Annotated in this window: 24 protein-coding genes; 13 read left to right on the top strand and 11 right to left on the bottom strand. The window is 72.2% G+C overall.

Translation table 11 applies throughout. The features are described from left to right. The first annotated feature begins 133 nt into the window (after positions 1–133). Positions 134–454 carry a GNAT family N-acetyltransferase gene (locus ACUW6W_RS08710; RefSeq protein ID WP_256999309.1) on the top strand — a complete coding sequence of 107 codons (321 nt, stop codon included), beginning with the start codon at positions 134–136 and terminating at the stop codon, positions 452–454. A gap of 414 nt (positions 455–868) precedes the next feature. Then, positions 869–1,939: a GNAT family N-acetyltransferase gene (locus ACUW6W_RS08705; RefSeq protein WP_036314953.1), complete on the top strand. Its 1,071-nt coding sequence runs from the start codon at positions 869–871 to the stop codon at positions 1,937–1,939. Between the two features lie 24 nt (positions 1,940–1,963). Here the strand turns inward: ACUW6W_RS08705 and ACUW6W_RS08700 are convergent, their stop codons facing one another. Further along, positions 1,964–2,839 (bottom strand): ArgP/LysG family DNA-binding transcriptional regulator, encoded by an 876-nt coding sequence (locus ACUW6W_RS08700; RefSeq protein WP_036314951.1) that lies wholly within the window; start codon positions 2,837–2,839, stop codon positions 1,964–1,966. Positions 2,840–2,910: 71 nt separating this feature from the next. Between ACUW6W_RS08700 and lysE the strand changes: the two genes are divergently transcribed. Next, positions 2,911–3,525 carry an L-lysine exporter gene (gene lysE, locus ACUW6W_RS08695; protein ID WP_036314948.1) on the top strand — a complete coding sequence of 205 codons (615 nt, stop codon included), beginning with the start codon at positions 2,911–2,913 and terminating at the stop codon, positions 3,523–3,525. Between the two features lie 33 nt (positions 3,526–3,558). Here the strand turns inward: lysE and ACUW6W_RS08690 are convergent, their stop codons facing one another. From ACUW6W_RS08690 to ACUW6W_RS08660, 7 genes are all read right to left on the bottom strand, one after another. Continuing rightward, positions 3,559–4,146 carry a PIN domain-containing protein gene (locus tag ACUW6W_RS08690; RefSeq protein WP_036314945.1) on the bottom strand — a complete coding sequence of 196 codons (588 nt, stop codon included), beginning with the start codon at positions 4,144–4,146 and terminating at the stop codon, positions 3,559–3,561. Then, a complete protein-coding gene (locus tag ACUW6W_RS08685; protein ID WP_036314943.1) occupies positions 4,146–4,658 on the bottom strand; it encodes a helix-turn-helix domain-containing protein in 513 nt (170 codons plus the stop codon). The genes ACUW6W_RS08690 and ACUW6W_RS08685 overlap by 1 nt, the downstream gene beginning before the upstream one ends. Positions 4,659–4,733: 75 nt before the next feature. After that, positions 4,734–5,075, bottom strand: coding sequence for a luciferase domain-containing protein (locus tag ACUW6W_RS08680; RefSeq protein ID WP_036314941.1), 342 nt, complete (start codon positions 5,073–5,075; stop codon positions 4,734–4,736). Between the two features lie 196 nt (positions 5,076–5,271). Then, positions 5,272–6,303 (bottom strand): methionine synthase, encoded by a 1,032-nt coding sequence (locus ACUW6W_RS08675; RefSeq protein ID WP_036314939.1) that lies wholly within the window; start codon positions 6,301–6,303, stop codon positions 5,272–5,274. Beyond that, a complete protein-coding gene (locus ACUW6W_RS08670) occupies positions 6,300–7,346 on the bottom strand; it encodes a putative oxygenase MesX (protein ID WP_051995257.1) in 1,047 nt (348 codons plus the stop codon). Before ACUW6W_RS08670 ends, ACUW6W_RS08675 begins: the two co-directional genes overlap by 4 nt. Beyond that, on the bottom strand, positions 7,343–8,653 hold the full coding sequence (locus ACUW6W_RS08665; RefSeq protein ID WP_036314936.1) for a cystathionine gamma-synthase: 1,311 nt from the start codon (positions 8,651–8,653) through the stop codon (positions 7,343–7,345). Before ACUW6W_RS08665 ends, ACUW6W_RS08670 begins: the two co-directional genes overlap by 4 nt. Position 8,654: 1 nt before the next feature. Further along, entirely contained in the window at positions 8,655–10,004 is a 1,350-nt protein-coding gene (locus ACUW6W_RS08660; RefSeq protein WP_036314933.1) for an O-acetylhomoserine aminocarboxypropyltransferase/cysteine synthase family protein, read from the bottom strand. A gap of 296 nt (positions 10,005–10,300) precedes the next feature. Between ACUW6W_RS08660 and ACUW6W_RS08655 the strand changes: the two genes are divergently transcribed. Together ACUW6W_RS08655 and ACUW6W_RS08650 are read left to right on the top strand one after the other, a co-directional pair. Continuing rightward, entirely contained in the window at positions 10,301–11,029 is a 729-nt protein-coding gene (locus ACUW6W_RS08655) for a class I SAM-dependent methyltransferase (protein WP_454180127.1), read from the top strand. After that, positions 11,026–12,348, top strand: a complete 1,323-nt coding sequence (locus tag ACUW6W_RS08650) for an MFS transporter (RefSeq protein WP_223247479.1) — start codon at positions 11,026–11,028, stop codon at positions 12,346–12,348. The genes ACUW6W_RS08655 and ACUW6W_RS08650 overlap by 4 nt, the downstream gene beginning before the upstream one ends. 121 nt (positions 12,349–12,469) lie before the next feature. Here ACUW6W_RS08650 and ACUW6W_RS08645 read toward each other — a convergent pair whose 3' ends face one another. Further along, on the bottom strand, positions 12,470–14,089 hold the full coding sequence (locus ACUW6W_RS08645) for a helix-turn-helix domain-containing protein (RefSeq protein ID WP_159227960.1): 1,620 nt from the start codon (positions 14,087–14,089) through the stop codon (positions 12,470–12,472). Positions 14,090–14,326: 237 nt separating this feature from the next. On the opposite strand from ACUW6W_RS08645, the gene ACUW6W_RS08640 reads away from it, so the two are divergent. From ACUW6W_RS08640 to ACUW6W_RS08605, 8 genes are all read left to right on the top strand, one after another. Continuing rightward, positions 14,327–15,421 carry a zinc-binding dehydrogenase gene (locus ACUW6W_RS08640; protein WP_020626558.1) on the top strand — a complete coding sequence of 365 codons (1,095 nt, stop codon included), beginning with the start codon at positions 14,327–14,329 and terminating at the stop codon, positions 15,419–15,421. Between the two features lie 37 nt (positions 15,422–15,458). Then, the gene (locus ACUW6W_RS08635; RefSeq protein ID WP_036314923.1) at positions 15,459–16,958 is read left to right on the top strand and encodes an aldehyde dehydrogenase family protein; all 1,500 of its coding nucleotides are present in this window, start codon (positions 15,459–15,461) and stop codon (positions 16,956–16,958) included. A gap of 308 nt (positions 16,959–17,266) precedes the next feature. Next, complete coding sequence (locus ACUW6W_RS08630; RefSeq protein WP_020626556.1) at positions 17,267–17,449, top strand: hypothetical protein; 183 nt, start codon at positions 17,267–17,269, stop codon at positions 17,447–17,449. Between the two features lie 45 nt (positions 17,450–17,494). Beyond that, positions 17,495–17,908: a VOC family protein gene (locus ACUW6W_RS08625; RefSeq protein WP_454180126.1), complete on the top strand. Its 414-nt coding sequence runs from the start codon at positions 17,495–17,497 to the stop codon at positions 17,906–17,908. Positions 17,909–17,986: 78 nt separating this feature from the next. Next, positions 17,987–18,499 carry a GNAT family N-acetyltransferase gene (locus ACUW6W_RS08620; protein WP_036381349.1) on the top strand — a complete coding sequence of 171 codons (513 nt, stop codon included), beginning with the start codon at positions 17,987–17,989 and terminating at the stop codon, positions 18,497–18,499. Between the two features lie 560 nt (positions 18,500–19,059). Then, positions 19,060–19,383: a hypothetical protein gene (locus tag ACUW6W_RS08615; RefSeq protein WP_036381347.1), complete on the top strand. Its 324-nt coding sequence runs from the start codon at positions 19,060–19,062 to the stop codon at positions 19,381–19,383. Then, positions 19,380–19,658: a DUF7010 family protein gene (locus ACUW6W_RS08610; RefSeq protein WP_230594461.1), complete on the top strand. Its 279-nt coding sequence runs from the start codon at positions 19,380–19,382 to the stop codon at positions 19,656–19,658. Before ACUW6W_RS08615 ends, ACUW6W_RS08610 begins: the two co-directional genes overlap by 4 nt. 10 nt (positions 19,659–19,668) lie before the next feature. After that, complete coding sequence (locus tag ACUW6W_RS08605; protein ID WP_036381342.1) at positions 19,669–20,082, top strand: DUF805 domain-containing protein; 414 nt, start codon at positions 19,669–19,671, stop codon at positions 20,080–20,082. 24 nt (positions 20,083–20,106) lie between these two features. On the opposite strand, the gene ACUW6W_RS08600 is transcribed toward ACUW6W_RS08605, so the two are convergent. Together ACUW6W_RS08600 and ACUW6W_RS08595 are read right to left on the bottom strand one after the other, a co-directional pair. Beyond that, a complete protein-coding gene (locus ACUW6W_RS08600; RefSeq protein WP_454180125.1) occupies positions 20,107–21,534 on the bottom strand; it encodes an outer membrane protein assembly factor BamB family protein in 1,428 nt (475 codons plus the stop codon). Positions 21,535–21,778: 244 nt separating this feature from the next. Beyond that, the gene (locus tag ACUW6W_RS08595) at positions 21,779–23,047 is read right to left on the bottom strand and encodes an aminotransferase class I/II-fold pyridoxal phosphate-dependent enzyme (RefSeq protein WP_041103388.1); all 1,269 of its coding nucleotides are present in this window, start codon (positions 23,045–23,047) and stop codon (positions 21,779–21,781) included. Between the last annotated feature and the right edge of the window lie 152 nt (positions 23,048–23,199).

Below are 23,199 nucleotides of genomic sequence, written 5' to 3'. Positions count from 1 at the left end.
CCCCTGACCACGGAGCAAGAGACCGTGATGAGCACGGAGGTGATGCCGACCCTGCAGACCTGACAGGTACAAGCCCCCTACAACCTCGAAGACGGTTACACCACTTCCAGGGACTTGACCGGCGCGCGAGGAGATGAACGCGACCTTCCGCGGTGACTACGGAAAGCTGCGCGCCGATGCGAGCACTACAGCGTGGGTGGGTGGCCGTCTCGCCGGAGCCATCATGGTGGTCACCCACTCGATCTGGGACGAACACCTCACTGGTCCGTTCATCATCGACCTCTTCATTGATCCCCACGCACGCGGGAAGGGGATCGGGCGGGCTCTGGTCCAACACGCCATCGCAACCTGCTGCGACGCCGGTGACCACACTCTGAGTCTGCGCTTCGGACAGGGCACCTCCGATGCGGCCATGAGGATCTACCAGCGGCTCGGATTTCGCCCCGTGGGATAGGCAGATTCGGTCGTTAGTGACGAGGGGCCCTGCCATGCGCCGTGTGCGCCACCTCCGGCCCTGCCCCCCGCCGCACGGCCCGCCACAACCAACCCGCCAGAGCGGCAGCCGCCCGTACGTTTCGGGCGATCCCCGGGACCCGCGGGGGCGCCCACCTGGACACCCAGTGTCACCCCGGCCGGATCCCGCCCGATATGCGAAGAGTTCCCCGCGCGTCGTGGGGAACTTTGCCTGCATCTCGACAGCAAAGGCCCTTGCCCACCGATCCGCGTCGTGACACAGTTCACCCCATGATGCAGCAGCAGTGACCCCGTGGGTCGGACGACCCACCACCGGCCTCCCCGCGCGCCCGTCTCGAGCACGGCTCGACGGGCGCCTCTGCGCCCACCCCTTTCTTCAGAAAGCAGTCACCGCATGCCTGACATCATCGAATTCCCCCTGCCCGCCTCGTCGGACGACCCCCACTGGCGGGCCTACTGCCACCTCGGAGACGAGTACAACCACGAGCTGATCGGCACGACCGAGTGGGACGAGACCCCCAGGGACGCGCTCATCCAGGCCGCCGCCGAGACCGACCACACGCAGCGCCGCTACCTGGCGTACGTCGACGGCGAGGCGGTCGGCTACGCCCGCGTCCTGATCAACCACGTCGACGACCCTGACGCGGCCGCCCTCAACGTCTACATCCACCCGCGGCACCGCGGACGCGGCCACGGCCGCGCACTGGCCGAGCGGCTCGTCCTGGACACCGCCGGCCTCACCCGTTTCGAGACCTGGCCGCTGACGCCGCGGCCGGTGGCCGGGCAACGGACGCTCACCCCGCCCAACGGCGCCGGTGCGGTGCCCGCCGAGCATCCGGGTGTGCGTCTCGCCCAGTCCTACGGCTTCGCGCTCGTCCAGACCGAGCGGGTGAGCCGGTATGACTTCGCCGATCCCGGGATCGACCCCGCCGTCGCCCTGGCCGAGGCCGAAGGCGTCTCGTCGGACTACGAGCTCCACGCCTGGGAGGGCGCGGCCGACGCGTCCCTGCAGGACGACGTCGCCGTCCTCAAGGCCCGCATGGCCACGGACGTGCCGTCCGGGGAACGCACCGTGGTGGAGCAGGTCTGGGATGCGGCCCGCGTGCGTCGCATGGACGAGCAGATCCTCACGACCGGGCGGCTCTTCCGCGCGGTGGCGCGGCACCGTGCCACCGGTCGGATCGTCGCCCTGAGCGAGCTGGTGGCGCCCCGCTCGCGCCCGGACGGGCTGATCGACCAGTGGGACACCATCGTGCTGCCCGAGCACCGCGGCCGCCGCCTCGGCATGCGCGTGAAGGCGGCGAACCTCATCGCCGTCCGCGACGCGCTGCCCGGGGCCCGCGCGATCATCACGTGGAACGCCGAGGAGAACCGGCACATGCTCGACGTCAACGAGGCACTGGGCTTCCGGCCGGTGCTGGTCGAGGCCTCCATGGAGGCGCCGGCACCGCTGCGACGTCGCTGACGGCCCGCGCCCCTTGGTGCCGCCTCACCCCCGCTCGAGCGTCCGCTGGGCCGCCTCCCGCACCGCCCGCGTGAGCCGCACCAGGCGCGTCACGGGCAGTGTGGCCGCCTGCCAGTACAGGGGCACGAGGACGTCGTCGAGCCCGGGCACGCGGACCAGCCGGCCGGCGCGCACGTCCTCGACGGCCTGGGCGTCCACGAGCATCCCCCACCCCAGGCCGGCCCGGACGGACCGGTGGAACCCGTCGAACGACGGCGCCAGGTGCGTGGGCGGGGCGACGTCCAGCCCGGCGCCGCTCAGCGCGAGGCGCTGCAGGTCGTCCTTCGCGTTGTAGCGCATCATGGGCATCGCGCCGAGGTCGACGACGTCGCCCGCCGCGTGCCGGGCGCGCAGGGCGGGCGAGGCGAGCGGGACGTAGCGCATGCTCCCCAGCGGCTCCGCCGCACACCCCTGCACCGGCTGCGGCTCCGTGGTGACGGCGGCCAGCACCTCGCCCCGGCGCAGCAGCCGGGCGCTGTGGTCCTGGTCCTCGACGTGCAGGTCCAGGACCGTGTCGTCCCAGTCGGCGGCCTCGGCCAGGACGGGCCCGAACCACGTGCCCAGCACGTCGGCGGGCACGGCCAGGGAGGTGACGCTGCGCCCGGCCGCCGTGCGGCCCAGCCCGGCCCACGCCTCCTGTTCGAGCACCCGCATGTGCCGGGCCACGCGCACCAGGCCGACGCCGGCCTCAGTCGGCTCGCAGGGTGTGCCGCGCCGGAGCAGCACCTGGCCCACCTCCCGCTCCAGGGCGCGGATGCGCTGGCTGACCGCCGAGGCGCTGACGCCGAGCTCGTACGCGGCCGCCTCGAACGAGCCCTCGTCCGCGATCGCACGCAGCGCCTGCAGCTGATCAAGGTTCATGAAGCAGAGCTTAGGCACCTGCAGTTCTCTTCGTTTGGCTCAGGCCCGGCCGGGCCCTAGCGTCCTCACCCATGTGGACCCTCGCCGGCACCGGCCTGCTCACCGGACTCGCCCTCATCGTCGCCATCGGCGCCCAGAACGCCTTCGTGCTCCGCCAGGGCGTGCGCCGGGAGCATGTGGGCGCCGTCGTGCTGGTGTGCATGGCCTCGGACGCCGTGCTGATCCTGGCCGGGACCGCCGGGGTGGGTGCGCTCGTGCAGGCCGTGCCGTGGCTGCTCGAGGTGCTGCGCTGGGGCGGCGCCCTGTACCTGCTCTGGTTCGCGGTCTCCTCCCTGCGTGCCGCGCTGCGCCCGCAGGGGCTCGTCGCCGAGCAGGCGCCGCGCACCGCGGGTTCGGTCATCGCCACCACGCTCGCGCTGACCTGGCTCAACCCGCACGTCTACCTGGACACCGTGGTGCTGCTGGGCAGCCTCGCCAACCAGCACGGTCCCGACGCGCGGTGGGTCTTCGCCGCCGGCGCCGTCGCCGCCTCGGTCCTGTGGTTCACCGCGCTCGGCTACGGCGCACGCCTGCTGGCCCGGGTGCTCGCCGACCCGAAGGCGTGGCGCGTGGTGGACGTGGTGATCGCGGTGGTCATGGCGGTGCTCGCGGTCCGGCTCATCGCCGGTTCCGGCGTGTGGGGGTGAGCCGACAGACGCCGGTTCTGGCGTCGGGCTGAATCAAGGTCGCTCAACGTCGACCCGCCAGAGCTGGGCTCGTGCGGCCTCCGCGAACAGGGGTGCACCGCACGGCACCAGCCGCTCAAGGACGTCCCTGACGGTCAACGGAGGATTCCGTGTCGCGCCCGCTTGGGCTGCGAGGGCCGTCATCACTCGAGCCGGGTCCAGGTCGAGCTGGTTCATGAAAAACTCATCCGGACTCTGCACCTCGATGTCGAAGGACTCAACGACCTCCCGCGGGAAGTCCTTCAGATTCGCCGTGACGATCAGGTCAGCACGTCCCTGGATCGCGGCGGCGACCACATGCCGATCATCGGGGTCCGGAAGATCAATCCCGGGCACGAGCTGCTCCCACCCCTCGACCCGCGCGTCGTCGAAGGCGGCGTCCATGACCCCGGCACGGTGACGCGCCGCCCCCGACGCACGCATGTCTGGATGCATCGCTTCCAGTGCGCGCACCGTCTCGTCGAGGATCCGCCCGCTCCATACCGGCCGATAGAGGCCCGCCTCGGCCAGATGCAGCAAGGTGTCCGCTTGGGCGATGGGCACGAGGACGCACGCGTCGAGCACCGCGCTGAAGCGCGCCACTACCCGCGCTCACCCCGGAGGTCGGCGCGAGCCTGACGCAACGCCTCGCGGTAGGACTCCGCCTTCTGGTCGTAGAGCCCCGCAGACGAGGCCTCCCCTACGAGGTCGCTCAGCGAGGCACGCCGCTCCCCGCGCTTCCGCTGCTGATAGGACACGACGTCTTGGAGCCGGATGCGTCGGTGCCGACCACCGGTCGTCCTCTCGTACGGCAACGCGCCCTCCTCGAGCAGCCTCACCAGCGTGGGACGACTGATGCCGAGGAAGTTCGCCGCCTCCTGTGTCGTGAGCAGCTGGTCGACGGGTGCCACCGTGATGGCCTTGCCCACCCGCATCGCCTCGACGACGTCCCGCAGGACGTTGAAAGCCTCTGGCGGCAGGGGGACCTTCTGCCCATCAGGGCCGACCAGGGCGGCCGGCTGCGTCAGGCCGTCGAGGAACCTGCCGACGTCGAGCATCTCCTCGAGGTCCGTCGGCGGCAGCACCGTGTGCTTGTCATTCACCGTCGCAGTCATGGAACAAGACTACCCGCGAAAACGAAAAATTCGCAGTTTCCTCTCGCGTCCGCTTCCCCGCTCCGGGGCGCTGCGTCAACCGCGCGCGTAGGCGAGCGACTCCTCGATGATCCCGACGACGACGGCCAGCTCTGCCTCGTCCCGCGGACCGTAGAGCATCCACTCCGTGCCGAAGTCCGCGTAGCCATGCGGTTCGAGCCATCCGAGCTCGGCCAGACGGACGCCGCGCTCGGGCGCCAGGACGAGGTGCACTGACGTGTCGTCCACCCCATGCAGGTGCACCGGCTCCCAGCGCCGGCCTGGTGAGAGGTTGACCTCCGGGGTGCGCTCCTCCGGCCGGCCTGTCAGGTGGAGGGCGCGCGACGTTGCTGGCGAGACGGTGCTGTGGCCCTCCTCGACGCCGTCGAGGGCGAACACCGCAGCGACCAGACGGCCCCACAGCTCCGGCGATGATCGCTGATCAAGCTGTCGGTGGGGCCCCTCGGTCGACGTCGCGGGACGACTGCCCGGCCGGGGATCGTCAGCGGTGAGCCGGACACGGGGGCTCGCATCAGGATCCATGCAGACGATCCTGACGGGGCCCCGCCGGCCAGGCAAGGCCATCAGGCCCCCCTCACTCCCCGCCCAGCTCCTCCCGGAGGATCCGCGCGCCGGCCACGAGCGCGGCGGTCTTGTCCCGCGCCACGGAGCGAGCCAGCGGCGCCATGCCGCAGTTGGTGCTCGCGATCAGCTTGTCCGCGTCCACGAACTCGAGGGTCTCCCGGAGGGTCGCCGCGACCTCCTCGGGCGTCTCGATCTCGTCGCTCGCCACGTCGATCGCGCCGACCATCACCTTCTTGCCGCGCAGCAGGCCGATGAGCTCCGCCGGCACCCGGGAGTGGTGCCGCTCCAGGGCGATCGTGTCGATCGTGGACTCGCGCAGCAGCGGGAACGACGTCTCGTACTGGCGCCACTCCTCCCCGAGCGTGGCCTTCCAGTCGTTGTTCGCCTTGATCCCGTAGCCGTAGCAGATGTGCACGGCCGTCTCACACGTCAGGCCCTCGGCCGCACGCTCGAGCGTCGCCACGCCCCAGTCGCGGACGTCGTCGAAGAACACGTTGAACGCGGGCTCGTCGAACTGCACGACGTCGACGCCCACCGCCGCCAGCTCCCGCGCCTCCTCGTTGAGGATGCGCGCGAACTCCCACGCGAGCTTCTCGCGGCTGCCGTAGTGGCGGTCGGCGAGGGTGTCGATCATGGTCATCGGCCCGGGCAGGGTCCACTTGATGGGCCGGTCCGTCCGGGCGCGCAGAGCCTTCGCGTCGTCCACGAACACCGGCGCCGGCCGGCCCACCTCCCCGACGACGGTCGGCACACTCGCGTCGTACCGGTCGCGGATCCGCACCGTCTCCCGCCGGTCGAAGTCCACACCGCCGAGGTGCTCGATGAACGTGGTGACGAAGTGCTGGCGGGTCTGCTCGCCGTCGCAGACGATGTCGATGCCCGCACGCTCCTGATCGGCCACGGCGAGGGCGAGCGCGTCGAGCTTGCCCTCGCGCAGCTGCTCCCCCTCGAGCTTCCAGGGCGACCAGAGCGTCTCCTCCTCGGCGAGCCAGCCGGGCTTCGGCAGGCTGCCGACGAGGGCGGTGGGGATCAGGGTGGTCATCGGGTCTCCTCGTTGTCTCGTGCGGCGTGGGCGGCGGCCCAGCGCTCCAGCAGGTCGCGGTGCGGGCCCACGAAGTGCTCCTGCGTGTACTCCCCCTGCTCCCGGCCGAGGCGGGCCCGCTCCTCGCGGTCGTAGGCGATCCGGGTCTGCGAGAAGTCGCCGTGGTCCAGGCGCGGCCGGTACACCTCGCCGGCCCCGGCGTTCGCGTTGTAGATCTCCGGCCGGTAGATCCGCTGGAAGGTCTCCATGGTGGCGATCAGCCCGGCCAGGGAGAGGTTCGCGTGGTCGTTGAGCAGGTCGCCCCGCGAGTAGAACGCCAGCGGCGCCACGGCCCCGCGCGGCAGGAAGCACCGGATCCCCAGGCCCATCCGGCCGAAGTAGCGGTCCGTGCGGGAGGGTTCGTCCTGGCGGTACTCGACCCCGAGCACCGGGTGCTCGTTCGTCAGCCGCCGGTAGGTGCGGCTCGTGGACACGCTGATGCAGATCACGGGCGGCTGCGGGAACCGCTCCCGGTACGCCTGCGAGTCCAGCAGGTGCCGGAACAGCCGCCCGTGCAGGTCGCCGAAGCCGTCGGGCTCCTCGGTCCCCGGCGACGTCACCGCGTGCGCGGGCAGCACCACCGAGAAGTCGTGGTCGCGGACGTAGGAGGAGAAGTTGTTCCCCACACTGCGGCCGAGCACGGCGCCCGTCGCACGCTCGACCACCCGCACGTCGAGCATCTCCATGAGCGGGAAGTCGACGTCCGCGCCGTCGTCGGCGGTGAAGTGCACGTCGATCGAGACGATCTCGATCCGCGCCGTGTAGCGGTCCCGCTCCGGGTTGTCCCAGGGGGCGAGGTCGTTGAGGCGCCCGTCGATCATGGCCAGGGCGGCGCGCAGGTTCTCCCGCCGGTCCGTGCCGCGGGCGAGGTTCGCGAAGTTCGTGGTGGCGCGCGTGCTGGCGGCGGGCGTGTAGTCCTCGTCGAACGGCGTGGTGTGGATGCTGAACGTCAGGTCGTCCACGCGGGTGGGCGCGGTGCTCGGGACAAGGGTGGCGTGGCTCATCGGGTCCTCTCCGGGGTGCGGGCGCGGGTGGTGCGGTGGTGGGCGGGGGCGGGACGGGGCACCGCGGACGACGGCGGCGCCCCGCGGCCGGCGGCGACGCGTGCGGCGCACTCGAGGCCGGCCTCGAGGTCCGCCTGCAGGTCGGCCACGTCCTCGATGCCGACGGAGAGCCGGACCAGGTCCGTGGGGACGGCCAGGGGCGTGCCCCGCACGGAGGCGTGGGTCATCTCGGAGGAGTAGCAGAGCAGCGATTCGACCCCGCCGAGGCTGACCGAGAGCGCGAACAGCTCGGTGGCCTCGGCGAACGCGCGGGCCGCGGCCTCTCCCCCGGCCAGCCGGACGGAGACGATGCCGCCGAAGCCGTCCATCTGCCGCGCGGCGAGCGCGTGGCCCGGGTGGTCGGGCAGCCCGGGGTAGAAGACCTGGGCGACCTCGGGGCGGCCCTGCAGCCAGCCCGCGAGCGCGGCGGCGTTGGCGCCGTGCCGGTCCATGCGCAGGCCGAGCGTCTTGAGGCCGCGGGCGGCGAGGTAGGAGTCCTGCGGGCCGGCGACCGCACCGGCGGCGAACTGCTGGTAGGCCACCGCCTCGGCCAGCGCCCGGCCGCGGAACTCGCGGTCGGCCACCACCACGGCGCCGCCGAGCACGTCCGAGTGCCCGCCGATGTACTTGGTGGTGGAGTGCACCACCACGTCCGCGCCGAGGTCGAGGGGCCGCTGGAGGTAGGGCGAGGCGAACGTGTTGTCCACGACCAGCAGCGCGCCGGCGTCGTGGGCGATCTGCGCCCAGGCGGCCAGGTCCGCGATGCCGAGCAGCGGGTTGGAGGGCGTCTCCACCCACAGCAGCGCGGTGCGGCCGGGGCGGACGGCCGCGGCGACCGCCGTCGGGTCGGTGATGTCCACGGGGGTGTTGGACACGCCCCACGGCTCGAGGACGGTGGTGATGAGGCGGTGGGTGCCGCCGTAGCCGTCGCCGCCCAGCACGATGTGGTCGCCGGGGCGCAGCACGGCCCGCAGGAGGGCGTCCTCGGCGGCGAGCCCGGAGGCGAACGCGAACGCCCGATCGCCGTGCTCGAGGGCGGCGAGCTGGGTCTCGAAGCCGTTCCGGGTCGGGTTGGAGCCGCGGCTGTACTCATGCCCAGCGCGCAGCACGTTGATGCCGTCCTGTACGAAGGTGCTGGTCTGGTAGATCGGCGGCACCACGGCGCCGGTCAGCGGGTCGGGCTCCTGGCCGGCGTGCACGGCGGTGGTGGTGAAGCCGCGGACGGCGGGACGGGAGACGGAGCGGGTGGTGTGGTGGACAGCGGTCATCTCAGCGCACCTCCTGGGTGACGGCGGCGGTCTCGGGGACGGCGGGCGTGGTGGCGGGGACGGCCGGCCCGGCGGCGGTCACCACGGCCAGGGCACGGTCCAGGTCCGCGATCAGGTCGTCGGGACACTCCAGCCCGATGGAGAGCCGGACGGTGGTCTCGGCGATCCCGGCGTCCTCGCGCTGCTGCCGCGTCAGGCGACAGTGCGTCATGGTCGCCGGGTGGGAGACGAGGGACCGGGCGTCGCCGACGTTGACCACCAGCTGGAACAGCTCGAGCGCGTCGAGGAACGGGGCCACGGCCTCGGGGCCGCAGGCCAGGTCGAAGGAGAACACCGAGCCGACGCCGTCCGGGAAGTCACGGGCGGCCAGCGCCGCGCTGGGATGCCCGGCCACGCCGGGGTGGTGCACCCGGGCGACGGCGGGGTGCCCGGCCAGGTGTTCGGCCACGGCCAGGGCGGTGGCGGTGTGGCGGGCCACGCGCAGGTCGAGCGTCTCGAGCCCCTGGATGAACTGCGCCGCGCTCGCGGCGGCGAGGGTGGGGCCGAGGTCGTGCAGGAACTTGCTGCGGGCCAGCGTCAGGTAGGCGCCGCGGCCGTGCCGCTCGACCAGCGTCTGCCCGCCGTAGCGGGCCTTGGGCCGGGCCAGCTGCGGCCACCGGTCCGGCGCCGCGCCGTAGTCGAACGTGCCGCCGTCCACGATCGCGCCGCCGAGCACCGCGCCGTGCCCGCCGAGGAACTTGGTGGCCGAGTGCACGACGACGTCGGCGCCGTGCTCCAGCGGCCGGTAGAGGGCCGGCGTCGCGAGGGTGCTGTCCACCACCACGGGCACACCGGCCGCGTGGGCGAGGTCCGCGAGCGCGGGCAGGTCCGGGAGGGTGGCGAGCGGGTTGGTGATGGCCTCGAGGAAGAACGCGCGGGTGTCGGGCCGGACCGCTGCGGCCCACGCGGGCGGGTCCGCCGGGTCCGCGAAGGTGACCTCGATGCCGAAGTCCGCGAACGTGTCCGTCAGCAGGTCCACGGTGCCGCCGTAGAGCTGGCTGGAGGCGACCAGGTGCTTGCCGCCCTGCAGCAGCGCCAGCAGGGACAGCGCGACGGCGGCCTGGCCGGTGGCCGTGGCGATCGCGCCGATGCCGCCCTCCAGTGCGGCGAGGCGGTTCTCGAACACCGCGACGGTCGGGTTGCCCGTGCGGCTGTAGGTGAAGCCGGGGGTCTCGAGCCGGAACATCGATGCCGCCGTGGCGTGGTCCGGGAAACGGAACGCCGTGGTCTGGTGGATGGGCGGGACGACCGGCCGGTGGGGTGCGGCGGGCTCGTAGCCGGCGTGGACTTGCTGTGTGGCGTGACGGGGCATCTGCTCTCCTCCATCGGTCCTGGCGGTAGCACCGGGCCTGCCGTTCCCGGGGGTCCGGGTGCGGCGGGCGGGTTGCTGCGGCGTCGTCGAGCCAGATCTCTCGGCCGCTCTGGATGGGTGGTGAGCCCATCCCACGCGGCGGGCCGCCGCGAGTCCAGCGGACGGCCGGCTCGCGCGTCATATGAGCCGCCACCGCGCCATCCAGGACCGGCCGGAGCCTCTCCGGGGCGCGGCGGGCCGAGGCAGACCCGTGTGACGGACTGGCGTGGAGGGGGGTGTGTGTCAGACTCCCGGACATGACACAGAGCACACCGGGCGGACCGGCCACGGACCTGCCCGACTTCCGGCCCTCGGGCAACCAGGGCGTGGACCCGGCGCTGTACGAGATCGAGAACGCGGCCATGGACCGCGAGGGCGCCCTCTGGGCGGCACTGCAGGAGGCGGCGCCCTGGACCGGGCGGACGCTGCTCGACCTCGGTGCGGGCACCGGCTTCTGGCTGCCCCGCTACGCCGACGCGGCCGAGACGATCGCCGTCGAGCCGGACGCGCGCCTGCTGGGGGCCGCCCGCGCCCGCCCCGGCGGGGCGCGCGTGCTCTACGGCTCGGCCGAGCAGATCCCGCTGCCGGAGGCGAGCGTCGACGTCGTGCACGCCCGGTTCGCGTACTTCTTCCCGCACCCGCGCTGGGACGTCCGGCCCGGCCTGGACGAGGTCACCCGGGTGCTGCGGCCCGGCGGCGCGCTCGTGGTGATCGACAACGACACCGAGCGCGGCCAGTTCGCCGAGCTGCTGCGGGCGAGCACGAACGCCGCGGCGCAGGGCCAGGACACGTACGCCCGCGAGTGGTGGGCCGGCATCGGGGCCGAGACCCGCGAGGTCATGAGCTCGTGGACCTTCGACTCCCGCGCCGACCTCGAGGCCGTCCTGCGGCTGGAGTTCGAGCGAGGGGTCGCCGACGCGTGGCTCGCCGAGCACCCCGCAGCGACATCACTGAGCTACGGCTACCTGTTCCACGTGTGGCGGTGAGCACGGACCCGCGTCGCCAGACGCCTGCCCCCCGCGGCTCTGACACTGGGACGCCCCCGCTGCCGGAAGGACGGGCGCGGTGGCTGGTCGCCTCCAACGCCCTCGACGCGGGTGGCCGGTCCGCCACGGACGTCGCCCTGGACGTCCTGGCGGTGCTCCTGCTCGGCGTGGGCGCCGACGGCATGGGCGTGCTGATGACGCTCTCCGGGTTGGGATTCCTCCTACTCGGCGTGCCCCTCGGCATCGTGGTGGACCGACACCTCAGCCCGCGGCTGCTCGCGGCCACCGGCCTCGCCAAGGCGGCGGTGCTCGGCTCGCTCGTCGCGGCGTGGGCGCTCGACGCGCTCACGTTCGGTCACCTCGCCGCCGTCATGACCCTGCTGGGCGTGCTCACGGTGCTGGCCGAGACCACCCAGACCGCGCTCGTGCCGCGCGTCGTGCCGGCCACCGCCGTCGCCCGCCTGACGGCGCGGCTCGAGTCCGCCGACGCCGCCCTCGTGTTGATCGTGCCCGCCGCGGCGGGCGTCCTCGTCGGGTCGCTGGGCGCAGGGCCCGTGCTCGGCATCGCGACGGCGTTCCTCTTCGCGGCGGCGATCGTCGCGCTCCGGGTGCGGTTGCGGCCCTCCGCCGCGGCGGACGTCCCGGACGACGACGGGGACCCCGGCGTCGCGGACGTCCTCTCCCGCTGGGCCCGGTTCGGGAAGGACGCCGCGGAGGGGTGGACGGTCCTGCGGCGCACCCCGGTCCTGTGGCTGCTGACGATGGGGTCGGTGGCCGCCAATGTGGGCATGGCCCTCTTCGCCCCGGTCGAGGCGGTCTGGATCCTGACCGACCTGCGGCTCGGGCCGGAGTTCCTGGGCATCCAGATCACCGCGGGCGCGGTCGGGGCACTGACGGCCTCGTCCCTGGCGGGCCGGGCCATCGACCGCCTGGGCGAGCGCCGGTGCATCCTCCTCGGCTCGGTCGGCTGCGCCGTGGCCGTGGGGCTGCACCTGCTGGCCTACGCCGACCGCGCTCATGCCGGGCCGTGGCTGCTGGCCGGCGCCGCCCTCTGGGGGTTCATGGTCCTGCTCGGGAACATCACCCAGGCTGCCGTGACCGCCCGCGCCTGCCCCGAGGGCACGCTCGGGCGGGTCACCGCGATGCGCCGCACCCTCACCCGGGGCTCCGTGCCGCTGGCGACCCTCGCGGGAGGTGCGCTCGGGGCGACGCTCGGGGTCGGCTGGGCGCTCGCGGGGTGGCAGGTCCTGGCGGTGGTCTCGCTGGCCGCCGTCGTGCCGGCCGCGCGACATCTCGGGCCGAGGACGGCTGAGCGCTGAATCCGCGCGACCGATGCTCCTTGCGCGGGCCGTCCGGAATAAGGACGACCCGCGTAGAGAACGTCGGCCCGGCGCGGGACCACCCCGCCGCGCGTCCAGCCCGGCACCCGGCTGGCCCCGCTCAGCCTTCCTGCGTGATGCGCAGGGTGCGCAGGCGGCGGTAGAGCGTCGCCCGGCTCACCCCGAGCGCGGCGGCGGCCCGCACCTTATTGCCGCCGGCCGACTCCAATGCGTCGATGATCGCCTCCCGCTCGGCCCGTTCGAGGCCCAGGAGGGGGACAGTCCCTTCCCCACGGTGTGATGCGGGCAGCTCAGCCACCGTCACACGGCCGCCCCCAGCCCTCCGCCCAACACGGCCCACGACGTACTCCAGCTCGACCAGGTTGCCCGGCCAGTGCTGCTGCGCCAGGACGCGCACGGCCTCCGGGGAGAACATCGGCGCCGAGGCGCCGTGCACCTGGGCCGCCATAGCCGCCAGCAACGCCGGGAACTCGGCGAGCCGACGGCGCAGCGGCGAGAGCTGGACGCGATGCTCCGTCAACGCGAGCACGGCCGAGACATCGGTCGTCGGCTGCACCTGGGCGGTCATGACAATCCGGCACCGCCCCTGTCGGAGGGCTCGTCTCAGTCCTGGCAAGAGCCGAGGTTCCAGCGCGTCGACGTCGTCAACCACCACCGGCGGGCCGGGCCGCCGCACGAGGGCCTCGAGCCCCCGTAGCCAGGTCGTGTCCTCGGGGGTCTGGGCGCGGCCGACCTCGAGTATGACGGCGTCGGGGCCAGCGATCCTCCGGGCGGCCGCCGTGCGGCCGGAGCCGGGCTCCCCGATCACGCTCACCGAGCCCCGTGCCTCGCGGGCCGCTTCGACGGCCGGAGCCCAGGTCCCGCGCCCCGCCCCCGGCGTGGGACGCGGCGTGGTTTCCGTCGCGGCCCTCTCCAACCGCATCAGGGTCATGCCAGACGCCTCGGACACGTCCGCGACGCTGAAGCCCCCCGCCACGCCCACATCGCCACCGTCGAGCTCCCCCCGCCGCGCTCGCACCGCCAGGGCCCGCAGCTCCGATCCGTCGAGACACCGCACCAACCGCTCCGCCGCGGCATTCAGGAGGATCGACTCCTCACCCACGCCCACCACGGCACTACCCCGGCCCCGGGTGAGGCGGCGGAACTCCGTCAGAAGCCGCAACTCGTCTGCGTACGTGGCCGCGCCTAGCGCCTGCTCAATCTGTCGTCCGAGGTGCCGGGCCAGGCCCTCCACGAGCGTCGGCGTCGCCCCGGCGAACGTCACCACGCTGAGCGCCCCATGGACGCGCCCGACGCCCGGATGCGCGAGGGGCACCCCGAAGCAGGAGAAGGCCCGGAACGCGTCGAGATAGTGCTCCTCCCCGTCGACGGCGACGCCTCGGCCCAGCTCAAGGGCGGCGCCGATCCCGTTGAACCCCGCCGCCTCCTCGGCCAGGCAGACCCCCACATCCAGCCCCCGCCGCCGAATCTGCTCCCCCAACGCCGATTTCCATGGCCCCACGAGGCGGATCAGTCGTCCGCTGCGGTCGGAGGCAAAGAGGAAGAGGTCAAGGCCGGCGAAATCACGCGCCACGTCGGCCAGGGTGGTGGCGACCGCATGGTCGAGTGCCGCCGCGCGTGCCCGCACGTCGAGAGTGGCAGTGGTCAGCGTGTCGTCTGCGCGCACCCCGTGCAACCGGGACCGCCGCCAGCCGGATTCCGTCTCGAGGCGATTCGACACCATGACGGTTATGCCCGCCCGTGCGGCCACTCTGAGATGCACATCACGGTCGAGAAGCCTAGGCCGCCCGTCCGCACATCACCAGGACCCCCGCCGTCAGGATGGGCCACCGCCGCCGCGGGTGTCGCAGAACTGCACACCCCGCCCCTACGGCACCGGTCATAGCCTGACTCTGCCACATGTGATCTAGGTCATATTCAGGCGACAGGAATCGACCCTAGTGAATGGAGAACGATTATGCGCGCAGCGCTCGCAATGAAGGTCGGGGGCAAGTTCGAGATCCATGATGTGGTGATCGACGACCCGGTGGGGCGGGAGGTCTTGGTGGACGTGAAGGCCTCCGGCCTGTGCCACTCGGACCTGCACCTCATCGACCACGACTTCGGCCTGCCCCTGCCCGCCGCCGGAGGGCATGAGATCTCCGGTGTCGTCGCCGCGGTCGGCCCCAGCGTGACAAGCCTGAAGCCGGGCGACCGCGTCGTCGCCTGTCTGATCGCCTACTGCGGGGCCTGCGCGCGGTGTCTCGCGGGCCAGACCACCCTGTGCCTGAATCAGGAGGCTGTGGTGCGGGGGCCGGAGGAGAAGCCACGCCTCACACTTCAGGACGGCACGCCCGTCGCCCAGTCCGTCAACGTGGGCGGATTCGCCGAGCAGGTACTCGTCCATGAGAACCAGCTAGCCGTTGTCAACGAGGACATCCCCTTCCCGCAGGCCGCGCTCATCGGTTGCTCGGTCGTCACCGGTGCTGGCGCGGCCATCAACACGGCCCACGTACGGCCCGGTGACACGGTGGCCGTCGTGGGCGTCGGTGGCATCGGCCTCAATGCCGTGAGCGGTGCCCGTCTATGCGGCGCCAAGCGCGTGATCGCGATCGACCTGGACGACTCCAAGCTTGAGGCGGCCCGCCGGTTCGGCGCCACCGACGTGGTCAACTCGGGCTCCGGGGACGCCGTCGAGGCGGTCCTCGGGATCACGGGCACCGGAGTGGACCACGCGTTCGAGGCCATCGGGTTGCCAGTGACCCAGCAACTCGCCCAGGACGTTCTCGGACCTGGCGGAACCGCGTACCTGATCGGCATTGCCCCGCCCGGGACCACGGCCCAGTTCGGCGCCTCGCTCGATTCGCTGTTCGCACAGCGACGCCTGCAGGCGGTGGCCATGGGCTCCTCCAACATCCAGCGCGACATCCCGCTGTACGCCGACCTGTACGTCCAGGGACGTATGGATCTGGACCACATGGTCTCCCAGGAGATCTCCCTCGATGAGATCAATACCGGGTACGAGCGGCTCCTCAACGGCGAGGTGATCCGTTCCGTCATCACCTCGTTCTGATGCCCCACTCCCCATCTCACGACTCCTAGGACGCACCATGACTGAGACATCGAACTCCCCTATGACCGCGCGAGTACGCGCCTTCCTGGACCGCCCCCATCGCCTCCTGATCGGCGGTGAATGGGTCGACGCGGCGTCCGGGAAGACCTTCGAGACCCGGGATCCTGCCACCGGCGAGGTGCTCGCCACGGTGGCGCACGCCGAGCAGGCCGACATCGACGCCGCCGTCGCCGCGGCCCGTGCCGCCTTCGACGAGGGCTCATGGGTGCGGATGCGGCCGAATGTACGCGAGGACCTGCTGTGGCGGATCTCCAACCTGATCACCGAACGCCTCGAGGACTTCGCGCTCCTGGAGTCCCTCGACCAGGGCAAAGGCGTGGGCATCGCCAGCGCCTTTGACGTCCGCGCCGCTGCGGACTGCTTCCGTTACTACGCGGGCTGGCCCTCGAAGCTGCAGGGGGCCGTCAATGCTCCATCCATGCTGCTGGCCCCGCCCGAGGCCGAGTTTCACTCCTACACACGGCGCGAGCCCGTGGGCGTGTGCGGTCAGATCATCCCATGGAACTTCCCGCTGTTGATGGCGGCCTGGAAGATCGCCCCCGCACTGGCCACGGGCAACACCGTGGTCCTCAAGCCCGCGGAGCAGACGCCGCTGACAGCACTGATGCTGGGCGAACTGTTGACGGAGGCAGGCGTGCCGGCTGGCGTCGTCAACATCGTCACCGGCCACGGCGACGCCGGTGCTGCGCTCACCGCCCACCCTGACGTGGACAAGGTCGCGTTCACCGGCTCCACCGAGGTGGGCAAGAAGATCGTGGGGGCGGCGGCCGAAAACTTGAAGAAGGTGTCGCTCGAGCTGGGAGGCAAGTCCCCCAACATCGTGTTCGCGGATGCCAACATCGACGCCGCCGTGGACGGGGCGCTCATGGGATTCACCCTGAACTCGGGTCAGGCCTGCGAGTCCGGCACGCGCGTGTTCGTGCACGCCGACGTCTACGACCGGTTCAACGAGGCCCTCGCCGCGAAGATGCGCCAGATGAGCATCGGTCCGGGCACCGAGGACGCCGCCATCACCCCGCTGGTCTCCCAGGAGCAGCTGGACCGGGTGATGGGCTTCGTTGAGGAGGGCAAGCGGGACGGTGCCGTCGCTCTGACGGGCGGGCAGCGGCACGGCGACGCCGGCTTCTACGTGGAGCCCACCCTCTTCACGGAGACCACCCCGGAGATGTCCATTGTCCGCGAGGAGATCTTCGGCCCGGTGGCCGTCTCCGTGAAGTTCACCGACGAGGACGAAGTGATCCGCGCCGCGAACGATTCGGTATACGGCCTCGCCGCCGCCCTGTGGACCCGGGACGTCTCCCGTGCCCACCGCGTGGCCGCACGGCTCAAGGCCGGCACGGTGTGGGTCAATACCTTCCATGCCCTGGACTCGCAGCTGCCGTTCGGTGGCTTTCGGCAGTCCGGCTGGGGCCGGGAGCTGGGCGCGGAGAGCTTGGAGCTGTACACCCAGGTGAAGTCCGTGACCATCGCACTCTGACAGACGAACGCCAGTCGGTCAGCCGCCGCGGGTGGGATCCTGCGGCGGCTGACCGACATCGGTGGTCATTCACAGGGGCGCCTGCCGCATCCGCCCGTCGCGGCAGGGCTGAGGGCAAGGCCCTGCATTTCAGCGACGCAATCCGGCGCTACGACGCCGGCTCCACGACGCTGACTTCAACCGCGCCTGGATCTTCCTGTGTCTGATCCGAAGATCGGGCCGGTCACGCTTTTCGCATTCGCCTCTCAGCCACCGGTACGGCCACCGCAAGCGGGAGCGCCGCAAGTCTCGGTCCCATCCGTGGCCTCGTGCCCACCGCACGGCTGATCCCCCGCCACCGGATGGGCGGCGAGGGATCAGCCACTGATCGAGGCGGTGCGCTCGGGGTCGGCTGGGCGCTCGCGGGGTGGCAGGTCCTGGCGGTGGTCTCGCTGGCCGCCGTCGTGCCGGCCGCGCGGTGGGTGGATGCGGGGCGCGACGACGTCGACTGAGGCCGAGACGCTGACGCGGACACCGAGGTCGCTTAGTGTGTGGCCATGGTCACTCGCCCCGTGCTCCAGCAGCCGGTGATCGACGCCGTCGACATCCGTTCCGTCGCGGAGTTCTACCGCGAGCTCCTCGGCCTCCACTACCGCGCGGGCGACGAGCTCGCGGACGGCCGCGAGCCGGACAGCGCGGACTGGCTCGTGCTGCTGGACGACGACGGCCGCCGCGTCCTGACATTCCAGCGCACCGACGAACTGAAGCCCAGCACGTGGCCGTCACCCGAGGTGCCGATGCAGCTGCACCTGGATTTCACCGTGCCGGACCGCGAGTCCCTCGACGCGGCCCACGACCACGCGCTGCACCTGGGCGGACGCCTCATCCTGGACCGCTCCGACGACGAGGACGAGCCCCTGTACGTGTTCGCGGACCCGGCCGGCCACCCCTTCTGCGTCTTCGTGGGGTGAGCGCGGCAGACCGCGGGGCGGTTTCACGCACATGTCGAAGACAAGAAGCCGGTTCAGTGCCGTCGGTAAGGTCGTCGGGTGATCCCGCAACCCACCGATCGACTCACGTTCCGGTGCATGACCGACGCTGACCTCGACGACATGTTCAGGCTCCTCGGAGACGCGGAGGTCATGCGCTACTACCCGCGAGCCAAGTCGCGCAATGAGGTGCGGCGGTGGATCAACTGGTCGAAGGACAACTACGCCACGCATGGGTTCGGCCTGTGGGTCATCGAACACTGGACCACCGGCGACTTCATCGGTGACTGCGGCCTGACCTGGCAGAACGTCGACGGCCAAGAGGTCCTCGAGGTCGGCTACCACGTCCTGCCCGAACACCAGGGACAGGGACTGGCAACCGAGGGGGCCTCTGCCTGCCTGCGATACGGGTTCGAGACCCTGGACGCAACGCTGGTCACCGCGATCATCAACCCCGACAACACGGCTTCCCGTCGCGTGGCCGAACGAATCGGCATGACCGTGTGGAAGAGCACGCGTGATCCCAGTGGGGCGCCGATCGTGGTCTACAGCAGCCACGGCCACGAGGCATGACGCACTGAACTGCCGCCATGGGTGCGTGCCCAGTGAGAAGACACGCCCTGGACCCAGCCGGCCAGGCGCTTCTGCGTCTTCGTGGTGGGGGCTGCGGTCATCTGCACGATACGGTGCCGTCCATGCATCCGGACCCGGCCGAGGCCATGCTGCGCGTCGCCCGGGCGCGCGCCGGCGGGGACCGCGTCGAGTGGCGGCGGGGCACCGCGGAGCTGATCGAGCCGGCGTCGGCGGACCTGGTGATCATGAGCGGGAACGTGGCGATGCACCTGATCGACCAGGACTGGCAGCAGGAGCCCACGGAACGGACGACGGCGGCCGGTCGCCCTACTCGAGTCCGAGGCCACGAGCACGCCGGACGCGGACGGCGTCGTCGTGCACCGATGGCGCACCGAGTACTCGGACGAGGGCGTGGACCGCGTCTGGAGCGACTGGCACGGCCGCCCATTCGACGCGGCGGAGCACCCGTTGATGATCATCGAGGCCTGTCCACAGGGGGCCTGACCCGTCCACCCGTCATGGCAGGATGACGCATGTCACACGTGATGCGAGGGGGAACCATGACGGACACGACCACGGCCCGCCCCATGCGGCCGGCCCACTTCGACGACGACCCGCCCGTCCGCGGGATCGGCCACCTCCGGCACCCGGTGGTGTCGGGCGGGCTGATCGGGGTGGTCGGCGGCGGCGCCTTCCTGTTCGGCGGGATCGCGGGGCTGCCGCCAGAGCACCAGGGCACGCTGCGGGGCGTCGCGGTCTCGCTCATCAGCTTCACCCTGGTGGTGGTGCTGCTGCGCCGGCGGATGCTGCCCACCGTGCCGACGCCCGCCCGCGGCGCGTCTACGGGATCGCCGTCGTCACAATGCTGGCGCTCCTCCCCGTGACCCGCCTGGTGGCTTTCGGACTCGACGCACCGACGGCCCAGATCGCCCTGGTGGCCGCCGTGGTGGGTGGCCACTTCCTCCCGTTCGCTCGGGCATTCCAGGCCCCGGTGTTCTGGTGGATCGGCGGGGCGATGGCCGTGCTGGGGCTCGCCGGTGCCGTACTCGCGGCTCTCGGCGATCCCGTGGCCGGGCCCGCGGGGGCGACCGCAGCGGGGGCTGCGATGCTCGTGATCGTCGCGGCACAGGGGCTGCTGGCGTCCCCGCGGCAGGACTGAGGGCCGGACCATGAACATGCTCCAGGCCATCCGCCGCTACTACGCCGGCTACGTGCAGTTCAGCGGGCGCGCCTCCCGCGCCGACTTCTGGCTCGCGGCGCTCTACCTATGGCTCCTGCAGGCCGTCGTTCACTTCGTGTCCACCGCCCTGGACGTGTTCGTCCTCGGCTCGCCGGACCTGTCCCTCCGCGACGCGGCCGTCCTCCTGGTGGGGATCACGCACGCGCTCCCCTCGCTCGCCCTGCTCGCCCGGCGCCTCCACGATGCGGGCTTCAGCCGCGCGTGGCTGTTCCTCGGGCTGGTACCGTTCGTCGGCCCGCTCACGCTGCTCGTGTTCGCGCTCCAGCCGTCCGCCCCGCGCCTCGGACACCCCGCCGATGCGTCGGACCCGGTTCCGGCGGGGGCCACGGCCGCGCGGCGCTGACCCCCGCCGCCATGTCCGGCCCGATCAGTGGTCGTGGTCGTCGTGGTCCTCGTCACCGTGCGCGCCCTCCTCGGGCTTCACGGACTCCGGCTGGCCGGTGACCACGGCCATCTCGACCGGGGCGAACTCCAGGTCCTTCTCCAGGACGGTCTCACCGGTCTCCAGGTCCACGGCCACGAGCCTCCGGTTCTCCGCGTCCATCACGTAGGCGGTGTTCCCGGCGACCTTCAGGATCGGACCGGGCTCCTGCCACTCGTCCTTCTCCTTCCACGGCTCGATCACCGGGTACTCGGCGGTGACCTCACCGGTCTCCTCGTCGATCACGGTGACCTCGCCGTCGTAGGTCAGCACGACCGCGGAGCCGTCCTCAGCGCGGCCGAGCGAGCGGAACCAGTAGGACGAGCCGAGGTCCACGGTGGTGAGCTCATCGGTGCGGGTGTCGATGAGGGCGATCCCCGTGGGCCGCTCGACGGCTTCCTTCGGCTCCTCCTCGACCTTGTGATCACCCAGGACGATGGGTGAGTCATGCAACCCGAACAGGTTCCCGGAGCGCTGGTACTCGGTCTCGACCTCCACCTTGTGGAACTCGCCGTCCCGGTACACGACGGGCCCGTTCTCGCAGCCCATCACGACGACGTCGCCCGCCTCCGTCGGCTGGGCCGCGGCCTCGCCGTGGCTGCCGGGGCAGTCGTCGGTCTCGGCCGTGACCTCGCCGGTCTTCGGGTCGATCACCTGGAGCGTGTTCCGGGAGTCCTCGGTGCCCTGCGTGGTGAAGAGGGTGCCGTCGGAGAGCTCGAGCGCCACGCCGTGGTGCGGGTCCTCGGTCTCGGCCTCCGTCATGACGGGCATGAGGTCCGGGGTCGCCTTGTCCAGGTGGGTCGAGTCGAAGGTCCGGATCGCGCCCGTGCCGTCCGCGAAGAGGGTGGTCTTGCCGTTGTGGGTGACGACGTGGCCGGGATGCTCACCCGGGAACGTTACGCCGGTCATGCCGGGCGCGGACTCGTAGTTGTGGACGTGATCGCCGTGGGCCTTGGCCTGGATGCCGGTGGAGAACACCTCCCAGCCCTTCCCGGTGGTCACCAGGACGTCCTTGCCGTTGCCGGCGTTGCTCAGCCGCGTGAAGCCCGTGATGTCCTGCTCCTTCACCACCTCACCGGACTCGGCGTCGAGCAGCGTGAGCCCGTCCTCGTGCGAGAGCAGGATGCGCGGCGTCACCGCGGAGACCTCGGTGGTCTGGGTCGGGTCGACGCGGTCCTCCGCGGAGACGGAGGAGGCCGCCGTCGCCTCACCCGCCGGCGACTGGGCGCCGCCCGCGGCGGAGGCGGGTGCCGACGTCGGGCCGGACGGGTCGGCGTCCGCGCCGCACGCCGTCAGGGCGATGGCCGCGGCGGCGAGGGTGGCGGAGAAGGTGGCGGTGCGCGTGGAACGGCGCTGCGGGGCGAAGTGGGACACGGGGAGCCTTTCACGAGGGCGAGAAGATGCGACTGATTCACAATAAGAACTGTTGCGGATGGTTCGCAATACTGCGGTGGACCCCGCCCCGGCATCTCGGCGGCGCCGACGGCGCGCCCCCGTCGCGGGAACCGGCACGTGACGCCCTCGACGCGGCGACCGGGCCGTCAACGGCACGCCGCTCGGGCGCCACTACCGGCTGGGCGGCTGAGGCGTCGGGCGGTGCGGCGCGCGGCGGAGCCCGTCAGGCCAGGCCGCGCGCCGCATGCCAGGCGGCGATCCGCTCGAGCGCCTCGTGGACGGCGTCCGGGCCGGCGGCGAAGGAGAGCCGGACGGACTCGGGCCCGTGGACGGCGTCGAAGTCGTCGCCGGGGGTCAGCGCGACGCCGGCCTCCTCCAGCAGGGCGGCGCAGTAGCCGACGGCGCTGCCGAACTCCGCCAGCATGCCCGGGGCGAGACGGGCCCAGAGGTAGAAGGCGCCGTCGGCGGGGGCGGCGTCGGCCCAGCCGAGCCGGGGCAGGGCGGCCAGCACGACGCCGCGCGTCGCCGTGAAGCCGCCGGCCTGCTCGGCACAGAACGCGTAGGACTCCTCGCTGAACGCGTGGACGGCCGCCTCCTGGGCCGCGGCGGGCGGGCAGAGGGCGACCGAGCCGGCGAGGCCGTCGACCGCGGCGGCGAGGTCGTCCGGCATGAGCATCCAGCCCAGCCGCCAGCCGGGCATGCCCCAGTACTTGGAGAACGAGCTGACCACGAGCGCGGTGCGGGAGGTGCGCCATGCGCAGGCGCCGAGCCCCTCCCCGTCCGTGTGCACGATGCCGTGGTAGATCTCGTCCGAGACGAGCCGCACACCGCGTTCCTCGCACCAGCGGGCGAGTTCGGCGAGCTCGGCGGCGCTGACCATCGTGCCCGTGGGATTGGCCGGGGAGGCGAGCACGAGCCCCGCGACCGGGCCCTCCGCGAGCGCCGCCTCCAGGTGGGCGACCGTGGGCTGGTAGCGGGTGCCGGCGTCGACGTCCACGTCCACCACCTCCACCCCGAGCGCCGTGAGGATGTTGCGGTACGCCGGATAGCCGGGGCGCGGCAGGAGCACGCGGTCCCCCGGGGGGAACGCCGCGAGGAAGCCGAGCATGAACGCCCCCGAGGAGCCCGTGGTGATCGCGACCTGCTCGGGGCGCACGTCGAGCCCGTACCAGCGGCGGTAGTGGCCGGCGACGGCGGCCCGCAGCTCCGGCAGGCCCAGCGCCGGGGTGTAGGTGAGGGCACGGCCGGAGGCGTGGACGGCGGCGGCCGCGGCGTCGACGGCGGGCGGGGCGCCCCCGCCCGGCTCCCCCGCGCACAGGCTGACGACGTCGTGGCCGGCGGCACGGAGTTCGGCGACCCGGCCGAGGATGCTCATCACCGTGAACGGTGGCACCTGAGACCGGGCGGACGGCGCGAAGGCGGGGGTGGCGGTGGGGGCAGGGGCGGCGGTGCTGGCGGGGTCGGCGGTGCTGGAACGGGACGGGCGACGCATGGCCCGAGGCTACCCCCCGCTTTCGTTCGGGAAACGGCGCCCCGGGGACGACTTTCGTTGACGAAACGGGCGGGCGGGCCGCCGTTTCCCGAACGAAAACGTCGCGACACGCCGCCGTTTCCCGAACGAAAACGTCCGGTACGCCTCGCGCG

The sequence above is a fragment of the Micrococcus sp. 093350064-1 genome (genome assembly GCF_053627955.1).
This window is presented reverse-complemented; position numbering and strand designations above follow the sequence as displayed.

Excerpts from the sequence above, each read along its gene's own strand:
- ACUW6W_RS08710 (WP_256999309.1), top strand. The coding sequence starts at position 134 with ATGAACGCGACCTTCCGCGGTGACTACGGAAAGCTGCGCGCCGATGCG.
- ACUW6W_RS08705 (WP_036314953.1), top strand. The coding sequence starts at position 869 with ATGCCTGACATCATCGAATTCCCCCTGCCCGCCTCGTCGGACGACCCC.
- ACUW6W_RS08700 (WP_036314951.1), bottom strand. The coding sequence starts at position 2,839 with ATGAACCTTGATCAGCTGCAGGCGCTGCGTGCGATCGCGGACGAGGGC.
- lysE (WP_036314948.1), top strand. The coding sequence starts at position 2,911 with ATGTGGACCCTCGCCGGCACCGGCCTGCTCACCGGACTCGCCCTCATC.
- ACUW6W_RS08685 (WP_036314943.1), bottom strand. The coding sequence starts at position 4,658 with ATGACTGCGACGGTGAATGACAAGCACACGGTGCTGCCGCCGACGGAC.
- ACUW6W_RS08675 (WP_036314939.1), bottom strand. The coding sequence starts at position 6,303 with ATGACCACCCTGATCCCCACCGCCCTCGTCGGCAGCCTGCCGAAGCCC.
- ACUW6W_RS08670 (WP_051995257.1), bottom strand. The coding sequence starts at position 7,346 with ATGAGCCACGCCACCCTTGTCCCGAGCACCGCGCCCACCCGCGTGGAC.
- ACUW6W_RS08665 (WP_036314936.1), bottom strand. The coding sequence starts at position 8,653 with ATGACCGCTGTCCACCACACCACCCGCTCCGTCTCCCGTCCCGCCGTC.
- ACUW6W_RS08660 (WP_036314933.1), bottom strand. The coding sequence starts at position 10,004 with ATGCCCCGTCACGCCACACAGCAAGTCCACGCCGGCTACGAGCCCGCC.
- ACUW6W_RS08655 (WP_454180127.1), top strand. The coding sequence starts at position 10,301 with ATGACACAGAGCACACCGGGCGGACCGGCCACGGACCTGCCCGACTTC.
- ACUW6W_RS08640 (WP_020626558.1), top strand. The coding sequence starts at position 14,327 with ATGCGCGCAGCGCTCGCAATGAAGGTCGGGGGCAAGTTCGAGATCCAT.
- ACUW6W_RS08635 (WP_036314923.1), top strand. The coding sequence starts at position 15,459 with ATGACTGAGACATCGAACTCCCCTATGACCGCGCGAGTACGCGCCTTC.
- ACUW6W_RS08625 (WP_454180126.1), top strand. The coding sequence starts at position 17,495 with ATGGTCACTCGCCCCGTGCTCCAGCAGCCGGTGATCGACGCCGTCGAC.
- ACUW6W_RS08615 (WP_036381347.1), top strand. The coding sequence starts at position 19,060 with ATGACGGACACGACCACGGCCCGCCCCATGCGGCCGGCCCACTTCGAC.
- ACUW6W_RS08605 (WP_036381342.1), top strand. The coding sequence starts at position 19,669 with ATGAACATGCTCCAGGCCATCCGCCGCTACTACGCCGGCTACGTGCAG.
- ACUW6W_RS08595 (WP_041103388.1), bottom strand. The coding sequence starts at position 23,047 with ATGCGTCGCCCGTCCCGTTCCAGCACCGCCGACCCCGCCAGCACCGCC.